The organism is Alistipes sp. AF48-12 (assembly GCF_003477565.1).
Taxonomy (GTDB): Bacteria; Bacteroidota; Bacteroidia; order Bacteroidales; family Rikenellaceae; genus Alistipes_A; species Alistipes_A hominis.
Window position 1 is genome coordinate 1 of record NZ_QUDJ01000037.1, and the last position, 7,968, is coordinate 7,968.

The following is a 7,968-nucleotide window of genomic DNA, read 5'->3' on the forward strand; positions in this document are numbered from 1 at the left end:
AACACTTTGTTGTATATCTGCTATTTTCCTAATTATTCTTTTAAAGATATCTGCTATTTTCCTAATTATTCTTTTAAAGATACGCAGACAGACACAATATATACCGATATTTGATATTTGTGTCTTAAAATTAAATACAATAAAGCGAATAAACAAACTTTTTGTGATTTTTTGTGTTTTTCGAAACAAAAAGAGTCGATAGCGTTTGTCTGTATACCTCCCATTTTGTTCCGGATGTTGGGTATAATGAATCAACTCAAAAATGACGATCGTTCGTAATTATAGCACGCTTTACAGAACGATATACAAGAATTATTTTTATGACTTATTGATTGTCAGGAATAAAAATCAGAATGAAAGCATTTCCGTTGCGTTATTGTCATACGTCTTCCATTTCTGAATTATCGTATATGATGTGCAAGAATTATTTTTCAGGCATTTGGGATTTTTGCACCGTAATCCAAAATTTACACCTTATGGAAGAAAACGATACTTTAAAGCTATTATCTACGACTACGGAGATTCGGCAAAAGCTGGACGATATGCATAAGGATCTGCTGGCCGTAAAAAGCAGCACAACATGATCGACGGCGATCCCATTCTCGATTTTTACGACACCTGCCGGATGCTCCATTTGAGCGAAAGGCAGGTACGGCGGCTGCGCGAAGAAAAGAAACTGACCGGTTTTCTGCTCGGGGCCAAACGGATGTATCGTTACTCCGAAATCAAACGGTATATCGACACGTTGGAACGCAATACCCGCAGACAGAGATCGAAACAACTCACAGAAAACATTCAGGACAAAAGCTGATTTTAAAAATGTACGACTATGAAATCCAATGAGAACGTAACGATTCCCCGCCAAGAATTCAACCGGCTGGTAAAACGGGGGCGACAGCTCGTTTACATCAACTTTTTTCTAATACATATTTGCGCCAGCAGAAACATCGATCTCGTGCTGATGGCCGAAGATATCTGCGAACTGCTGCATATTTCCCCGGAACAGTTGGAGAATGCCCGTAAAAAAGGGCATATCCGATGCGGGGGTTTTTGTTTATCATCTTTCCGATCTCGTTTTACAGGCGGCATGGATCGACAGAAACAGGGCGAATAAGAAAGTTCCGTAGGGGTAAATACTATTTAAAAAACGACCGGATCATTCGATATAAGAAATGACCCGGTCGGTTTTTTCTGTTGCAGTATTATTACAATAATTTTTCCAATTTTTCGACGAGTGTCGTTTTCGGAACCGATCCCACACAACGATCTACAACCTCTCCGTTCTTCAGGAACAGCACGGTCGGCACATTGCGTATCGAAAACCGAACAGCCAACGCATTGTTCTCTTCTACGTCGCAGGAACCTACCACGATCCGCCCTTCATACTCTTTAGCCAATTCACGAATAACAGGTTCCATCGCTTTGCACGGACCGCACCATTCCGCTCCGAAATCAACCATCATCGGTTTGCCGGATGCAACCGATTCTTCAAATTTCCGTAAATCGAAAACCTCACACATAATCTATCGTTTTAACAATTCTATTTTCGTTTTGCGGATGCAAAGATAACGATCCGTTCCGAAAATAAAGCGGCCTGCGGCATGATGCGGACCATAATAAAAACACTCCGACTGAATAAGGTCGGAGTGTTTCTGTCTTTACGGGGAAACTATTTCGGCGGTTGCCAGGGACTCAGATTGATGCATTCTATCGTGTTGCTTTCCGGTTCGCAGTAGATCCGCCAGACCGTCGTCTTCGAATAATAATCGTCTCCGGTCAGCGACCCGCTTATCGTCCGGGGAAGGTAGCCGGGAATCAGAACTTTTTTCATATTGCCCGAAGTGCCGATGCACGCTCCTTCATACTCTGCCATTATCCGTTCCCCGCGCACAGTTCCGCTCTCGATGTAAACGGACGACGTCGTCTCAGCGCCCCACTCGTTCGGAGTAAGGGACCCCAGGTCATACCGATCTACCAAATGGTGAATAGAAGTTGTGACCCTCAGCCTTAAACCGGCCGGTACAGTACGGTCGGCCGTGAGTACCATCAGCTCCTTGAATTTTTCATAATACGGACCGGTGAAGCCGTCCTGTGCGATTATTTTAGTTTCCGATTTCTCGATCTCATAAGAACCTCTGATCTGGATTTTATACGGAATCACATCGAAGTCTTTTTCCAGCACGAAAGTTTGTCCTCTTTTCCCGGTAAAAGTCAACCGAAATGTCAGCTTGCCGATTTCGGAAGGTGTGAAACGGAACACACATTGCGTTCCTGAAGCAGGATTATTCGCACCCGTCGAAAAGGTCGATCCGTTGGATACGGCCTGAGAACCGTAAAACATTTCGCCCGTACCCTGCAACAATTCATATTTGACGTCGAAGGCGTTCGTATATCCCTGCTGATTCACTTTAACGGAAAATTCAAACGGGGTATATGTTTCCCTGCTCCAGCTTTTTTCGTTATAATCCGCTGTAACCGGATGTATTTGCTGAAAATAAGTAGCCAGGTCTTTGGATACCGTATAACCGTAACTGTCGGATACGATGAAACGCATACGGGCAGCGCCTTCCGTTGTTTGGGTATATACGATGGGAATACTACGGGTCTGGTCTCCTTTGCATACCGGAATCGCGGTGCCGGCTGCGGCCGTTCCGTTTACCGTAAGCGTTCCGCCTCCTTCGAGCAGGGAGGGATTCAGGTAAATCTGATTCTCCGGATCGCCCGTACATCGAATGGTAAGCGTTGTCGATATTTTATCGCCGACATCGCAGGGTGTCGGGATACCGCCCAGCGATACCTCGACCGTAGAAACCCTCGTGTCGAGTATATTTTCCCCCTGAATCGTCGCGTTGATCGTATAATGACGATTCCTGCGAATGTTGAAATCGGACGTATTGTTCTCGCCCGGATAAATACGATAATAGATTGCACGCCCGTCTTTATCTCCTTCGATCAGAATGCAGGTCGCACGGGCAGGGGCATTCTGAAGATTCTTATCACGCTGATCGGTAATTTTCGACACGACGCCCTGCAAGTTTTCCGGCAGGTAGAATATTCCGGCATAGGTACGACTACCCACAGTCCGTTTCGGATAATCGAATGTTTCGGTTACGGCCGATGCTCCGTTGTCTGCGAAAACAGACATCCCTTTCGGCACGGAAAGCATACGGATACTTCGGATCGTAAATCCGGAGAACGAAGCGGCAGTGGAAAGGTTCAGGCTGATTTTGGAAACATTATGTCTTAAACTTACCGGGAGAGTCATTGTCCGGTTCACGGTAAATTCCATCCGTACGGAAGAGAGTAACACGCCGTTCTTTTCCAATGAATTTTCTGAGGATACAGGGAAATAATAGGCCGAGATTCCGGTTTCGGGCAGTTTCCCCATGTCGTTGCCTGCATTAGCCACTGCATATAGGGTATAGCTGCCGGCCACGAGTTCTGTCATTAACGGACCGGATACCGCATCGGAATAGATATGCCGGTCGGCTTCCGGATTCGTCTCATGATACAGGTAGAGATTCAGGTCCCGAATCTGTTTCTCCTGAGATGTATTCAGACTTTTGGACACAACGCTCATATCCGGACACTCGACACGGATCGACACCGGGTAGGTTTTGTCGGTATCGGGCTGCACGTCCTCCGTCACGAGCGGCGAGCATCCGCCCCAAACGACGGATAGCGTTAGCAGAAATGAGACGGCGAACGATCCGAAAGTTTGCCGACAGGCCGGTAAAATACGCTTGACACGCATCCGAAGCCAAGCGATACTCCGGCCGGCAATCGGCCGGATGCGAAACGGCGCATACGCCCGTTTCAGGAAACTCGTTTTTTTCATGGTTTAGGATTTTTAACGGTTACGGAATAGTAACGCCGCTAAAATACATTGAAAACCAAATGAATCAATGTTTCCGAAGGGTCGTGCCGCCTATGGCCGCGTATGGCCGTCGGATTCTGATCCGAAAGTCGGTATGAGTACCGATAATCATTGAGAAAATGGGTTCGGCGGAGGTGAAATAACTGTGGCGGAGTAGTAGGAGATTCCGTTTTTTATGTTTATTTTCGTAAAGCATCGTTTTATCCGCACACCGCGCCGGACCCGGGAATGTCCGGGTCGAAACAGCGGACGTTCAATAGAATATTCGATATAATAATGTATTATGAAAAGAATATTGGTAACCGGAGGAGCCGGTTTTATCGGATCGCACCTTTGCGAACGGCTGCTCGATGAAGGACACCATGTGATCTGTCTGGACAATTACTTTACCGGAAGCGAAAGCAACATCCGTCATCTGCTGGATAACCGCCGTTTCGAACCGGTCCGGCATGATGTGACCGAACCCTTCTACGCAGAGACCGACGAAATATACAACCTCGCCTGCCCGGCTTCCCCCGTCCATTACCAGTACAACCCGATCAATACGATGAAAACCTCCGTCATGGGAGCAATCAATATGCTCGAACTGGCCAAACGCACCCGGGCGAAAATATTGCAGGCTTCGACCAGCGAGGTGTACGGAGATCCTATGGTCCACCCTCAAACGGAAAGTTACTGGGGGCATGTGAACCCGATCGGACCGAGAGCCTGTTACGACGAAGGGAAACGCTGCGCCGAAACATTGTTCATGGATTACCGCCGACAAAGCGGCGTCCGGATCAAAATCATCCGTATCTTCAACACATACGGACCGAAAATGGCTCCGGACGACGGCCGTGTCGTATCGAATTTCATCGTCCAGGCGCTTCGGGGAGAGAAAATTACCATATACGGGAACGGAACCCAGACCCGCTGTTTCCAGTACGTGGACGACCTGATCGAAGCCATGACCCGCATGATGGCTACCGAGGACGAATTTACCGGTCCCGTCAATACGGGCTGCCCGGAAGAGCATACTATGCTGGAACTGGCCGAAACGATCGTCCGGATGACCGGATCGAAATCGGACCTCGTATTCCGCCCCCTGCCCTGCGACGACCCCAGGCAGCGCAAACCGGACATAACGCTCGCCACCCGGATGCTCGACGGCTGGAAACCCTCGACCTCCCTCGAACAGGGCTTGCGGAAAACGATCGACTATTTCGAAAAAATCGTGTAATCCGTTCGATTCTACTATGATGCAGGAATCGCGGGCAATATTCGTCTGACGGCCAGATATGGAGTGCTGCGATCGCTTCTGTTTTTTACACTTTATGTAATATTAATTTGTGTTATTGCATAAAGTGTATTGAATTTGCGCTGAATATTAAAATGCCTTGTTATGGAAATTCCCTTTATTTTCGGAAAGATCGCCACGGAGAAGAATTTTACGGGCCGGGAACAGGAAACGGCCTATCTGGTCTCGCATTTTACGTCGCTCATCAACACAATCATCGTCTCTCCGCGTCGCTGGGGAAAGAGTTCGCTCGTCAACAAGGCTGCAAAACAGGAGATGGAACAGGATAATAAGTTGCGTATCTGTCATATCGACCTGTTCAATGTCCGCAACGAGGAACATTTTTACTCATTGCCGGCCCAGAAGGTCATTGCCGCTACTTCGTCGATCTGCTCTTTGTGACCATCACCGAAACGCTGACTACCCAGCAGCTCTGTTACCTCAAGGTGTTGATTGCCGGAGAAAAGTCGATTACCTTGACGGAGGTCATGCACCGCTACAACATTTCATCGCCGACCTCGGTTGCCCGGTCGAAGGTGGCTTTAGTCAAGAACGACATACTAGATAATCGGGCCGGCAAGATGTCGTTCCTAGATCCGATTTACGCTTATTGGCTGAAAACGCAATATTTTACCAGATAGGATCAATCCTAAAAATGCTGACTACGACAATACATAGCAATTAGCTCTCTTCTGTTTCGATTGACTTTTCGTTGGTTTCGACATTATTGACATTTTGAAATAAAATATTAACGATACAATTGATTATAGAAAGCTATCAATTGTTTTCGAAAACGCGGCAATGAATATTCTTTTACAAATTTTTCTCTTGCGTTAACAGCAACGCTATCTCTCAATGGTTTATTATTCAGTAAATTAACAATTTGATCAGCGATTCGATGTATAGAATCTCGTTTATATGCAGTCTCTCTTTTGATAGTAAATTTCAAACCATCAATGCCGTTTTCGACAAGTTCAGAAAGCCCTGTGCTATCATTAACTATAATAGGGAGTTTACACATCATCATTTCAATTGCGACTAATCCGAACTCTTCATGCAATGAAGGCAAAACACCGATATCCGCTATGGAAAAAAGACGATATAACTGATTTTGATTAATAAATCCTGTAAAAGTTATTCTGGACCAATAAGGAGCAGCCAATTTGTATAAATCTTTCTCAATCGGTCCGTCTCCAGCTATTACCAATCGTGAATCAGGCAAGTAAGTCAAAACAATTTTAAACGCTTTGATAAGATAATCAATACCTTTGACATAGTTTAAACGGCCTGCAAAAACGATAAGATTCTTTTCCGTAAAAAAAAAAACGTTTCCGCGTCTGTTTTACTCTGCTTTCAGACATCAATCTAAATTTATCCCCAACAGCATTTCTAATGATCGTAATCTTATTGGCCGGAATTTGATATATATCGAGTAAATCATTATATGAATGAGATGCTATTGCAATTATATTATCAACGACATCCAACATTAATTTCCGCTCCAATTCCATAGTTTGAATGATCTTGGAGGCGCGTTTGTTTTTTGCACTCAGTCTCTTCAAGAGTTTCTGCTTGTTTCCTAGCAATTGAAAACTCCATTCGGAACAATGAACGGTCAGCACAATCTTACATTTATAATATTTTTTTAGAGCTTTTGCTATATAATAATCCTTCGTAAAATTCAAATGAAATATATTCTGTTCTGATTGACTAACATGAGGATATAAAATCAGTGCTATATTTTCCGCTACTCTCTCTTGATAGGCTGACGAGCTCAAAGAATGACTTAAAATATGAACAGACGGTATTTGAAGATGCTTCACTCCATCTTTCCATACAACAGTAAACTCTTTCTGCGATCCATAAAGATCGATCACAGTGATCTGAAAATCCGTATCGCGCAAAGATGCAACAACATGATTAATATATGTTCCTATCCCATAGGAAGATGCGATGGATGATTCGTTTACAATGTATATATGTTTCATGATAATATTTTTCTTAAAGCCCAACCTGTCAATCCTTGATATATACCGATCGGAACTGAATATAAATCGTTAATATTATTCGGAATATTACTAAAAAAAAACGATGGTATAGCAACCGAATCTTGAAAATTAACCTTTTTATTTGTTATAATATCTTCAAGATTCCTTACATATGTCGAATTCCGATAAGTATTCGGATATTTATTTTTGATTATGTCCCGTAACCCCACCATGTAATCCAGATCGAAAGGGATTTGATCCCATGACCTTTTAAATGATTTCACTCGGGATATAACATAAAGCAAAAGCCCCTCTATTCCTGTCATGAAAGTATGATCTAAAGTTTCGGGGGATGATCGGATAATCACGTCGTCTATATCACTCAATAACTCATCAGTGCATCCTTCATAAAATTGATTCTGAACAAGATATTCAACACCCCAGCCAATGCCGCATAACCCATCGGCAAAATTGATAGGGGTCATTGTGTTTATTTGTTTATATATATCATCTAATAAAAGATCTGCATAGTCACGATATACATTCACTCCCGTATAACGCATGTACATATTAAAAAAAATAACCCCACCCATTTTTCCATACATTAGACTTACATCATCAATCAAGTTGTAATTCATCAAAAAATAGGGCAGTAATCTATCAAGACTTAATTCCGATTGCTTCATTATACATTTTTTGTGATAAAGATATTATGAATAAGACAACTAAACTTCCATTTAACAAAAAAAATTCATTATACATTTTTTGTGATAAAGATATTATGAATAAGACAACTAAACTTCCATTTAACAAAAAAAAGAATTATA

General features: G+C 43.6%; 10 protein-coding genes. 5 read left to right on the top strand and 5 right to left on the bottom strand.

Features of this window, described 5'->3' with window-relative positions; all coding sequences use genetic code 11:
- Positions 1–580: 580 nt before the first annotated feature.
- Both DW082_RS13860 and DW082_RS13865 read left to right on the top strand, forming a co-directional pair.
- Positions 581–811 (top strand): helix-turn-helix domain-containing protein, encoded by a 231-nt coding sequence (locus tag DW082_RS13860; protein WP_118459142.1) that lies wholly within the window; start codon positions 581–583, stop codon positions 809–811.
- Between the two features lie 18 nt (positions 812–829).
- A complete protein-coding gene (locus tag DW082_RS13865; protein WP_118459144.1) occupies positions 830–1,114 on the top strand; it encodes a hypothetical protein in 285 nt (94 codons plus the stop codon).
- A gap of 91 nt (positions 1,115–1,205) precedes the next feature.
- On the opposite strand, the gene trxA is transcribed toward DW082_RS13865, so the two are convergent.
- Both trxA and DW082_RS13875 read right to left on the bottom strand, forming a co-directional pair.
- Positions 1,206–1,523, bottom strand: coding sequence for a thioredoxin (gene trxA / locus DW082_RS13870; RefSeq protein ID WP_409049085.1), 318 nt, complete (start codon positions 1,521–1,523; stop codon positions 1,206–1,208).
- Between the two features lie 146 nt (positions 1,524–1,669).
- Positions 1,670–3,838, bottom strand: coding sequence for a DUF4906 domain-containing protein (locus tag DW082_RS13875; RefSeq protein WP_118459148.1), 2,169 nt, complete (start codon positions 3,836–3,838; stop codon positions 1,670–1,672).
- A 322-nt stretch (positions 3,839–4,160) separates the two neighbouring features.
- Between DW082_RS13875 and DW082_RS13880 the strand changes: the two genes are divergently transcribed.
- The 3 genes from DW082_RS13880 to DW082_RS15245 all read left to right on the top strand — a co-directional run bounded on the left by DW082_RS13880 (position 4,161) and on the right by DW082_RS15245 (position 5,794).
- Entirely contained in the window at positions 4,161–5,096 is a 936-nt protein-coding gene (locus DW082_RS13880; RefSeq protein ID WP_118459150.1) for a UDP-glucuronic acid decarboxylase family protein, read from the top strand.
- 162 nt (positions 5,097–5,258) lie between these two features.
- Positions 5,259–5,555 carry a hypothetical protein gene (locus DW082_RS15240; RefSeq protein WP_259335651.1) on the top strand — a complete coding sequence of 99 codons (297 nt, stop codon included), beginning with the start codon at positions 5,259–5,261 and terminating at the stop codon, positions 5,553–5,555.
- Positions 5,552–5,794 carry a hypothetical protein gene (locus DW082_RS15245; protein WP_259335652.1) on the top strand — a complete coding sequence of 81 codons (243 nt, stop codon included), beginning with the start codon at positions 5,552–5,554 and terminating at the stop codon, positions 5,792–5,794. The genes DW082_RS15240 and DW082_RS15245 overlap by 4 nt, the downstream gene beginning before the upstream one ends.
- 107 nt (positions 5,795–5,901) lie before the next feature.
- Here DW082_RS15245 and DW082_RS13890 read toward each other — a convergent pair whose 3' ends face one another.
- From DW082_RS13890 to DW082_RS13900, 3 genes are read right to left on the bottom strand one after another with little or no spacing between them, the layout of a single operon-like run.
- Complete coding sequence (locus DW082_RS13890) at positions 5,902–6,453, bottom strand: glycosyltransferase (RefSeq protein WP_118459152.1); 552 nt, start codon at positions 6,451–6,453, stop codon at positions 5,902–5,904.
- Entirely contained in the window at positions 6,413–7,141 is a 729-nt protein-coding gene (locus DW082_RS13895) for a glycosyltransferase (RefSeq protein WP_118459154.1), read from the bottom strand. The genes DW082_RS13890 and DW082_RS13895 overlap by 41 nt, the downstream gene beginning before the upstream one ends.
- Positions 7,138–7,827: a hypothetical protein gene (locus DW082_RS13900; RefSeq protein ID WP_147387079.1), complete on the bottom strand. Its 690-nt coding sequence runs from the start codon at positions 7,825–7,827 to the stop codon at positions 7,138–7,140. Before DW082_RS13900 ends, DW082_RS13895 begins: the two co-directional genes overlap by 4 nt.
- Between the last annotated feature and the right edge of the window lie 141 nt (positions 7,828–7,968).

Excerpts from the sequence above, each read along its gene's own strand:
- DW082_RS13860 (WP_118459142.1), top strand. The coding sequence starts at position 581 with ATGATCGACGGCGATCCCATTCTCGATTTTTACGACACCTGCCGGATG.
- DW082_RS13865 (WP_118459144.1), top strand. The coding sequence starts at position 830 with ATGAAATCCAATGAGAACGTAACGATTCCCCGCCAAGAATTCAACCGG.
- DW082_RS13875 (WP_118459148.1), bottom strand. The coding sequence starts at position 3,838 with ATGAAAAAAACGAGTTTCCTGAAACGGGCGTATGCGCCGTTTCGCATC.
- DW082_RS13880 (WP_118459150.1), top strand. The coding sequence starts at position 4,161 with ATGAAAAGAATATTGGTAACCGGAGGAGCCGGTTTTATCGGATCGCAC.
- DW082_RS15240 (WP_259335651.1), top strand. The coding sequence starts at position 5,259 with ATGGAAATTCCCTTTATTTTCGGAAAGATCGCCACGGAGAAGAATTTT.
- DW082_RS13895 (WP_118459154.1), bottom strand. The coding sequence starts at position 7,141 with ATGAAACATATATACATTGTAAACGAATCATCCATCGCATCTTCCTAT.
- DW082_RS13900 (WP_147387079.1), bottom strand. The coding sequence starts at position 7,827 with ATGAAGCAATCGGAATTAAGTCTTGATAGATTACTGCCCTATTTTTTG.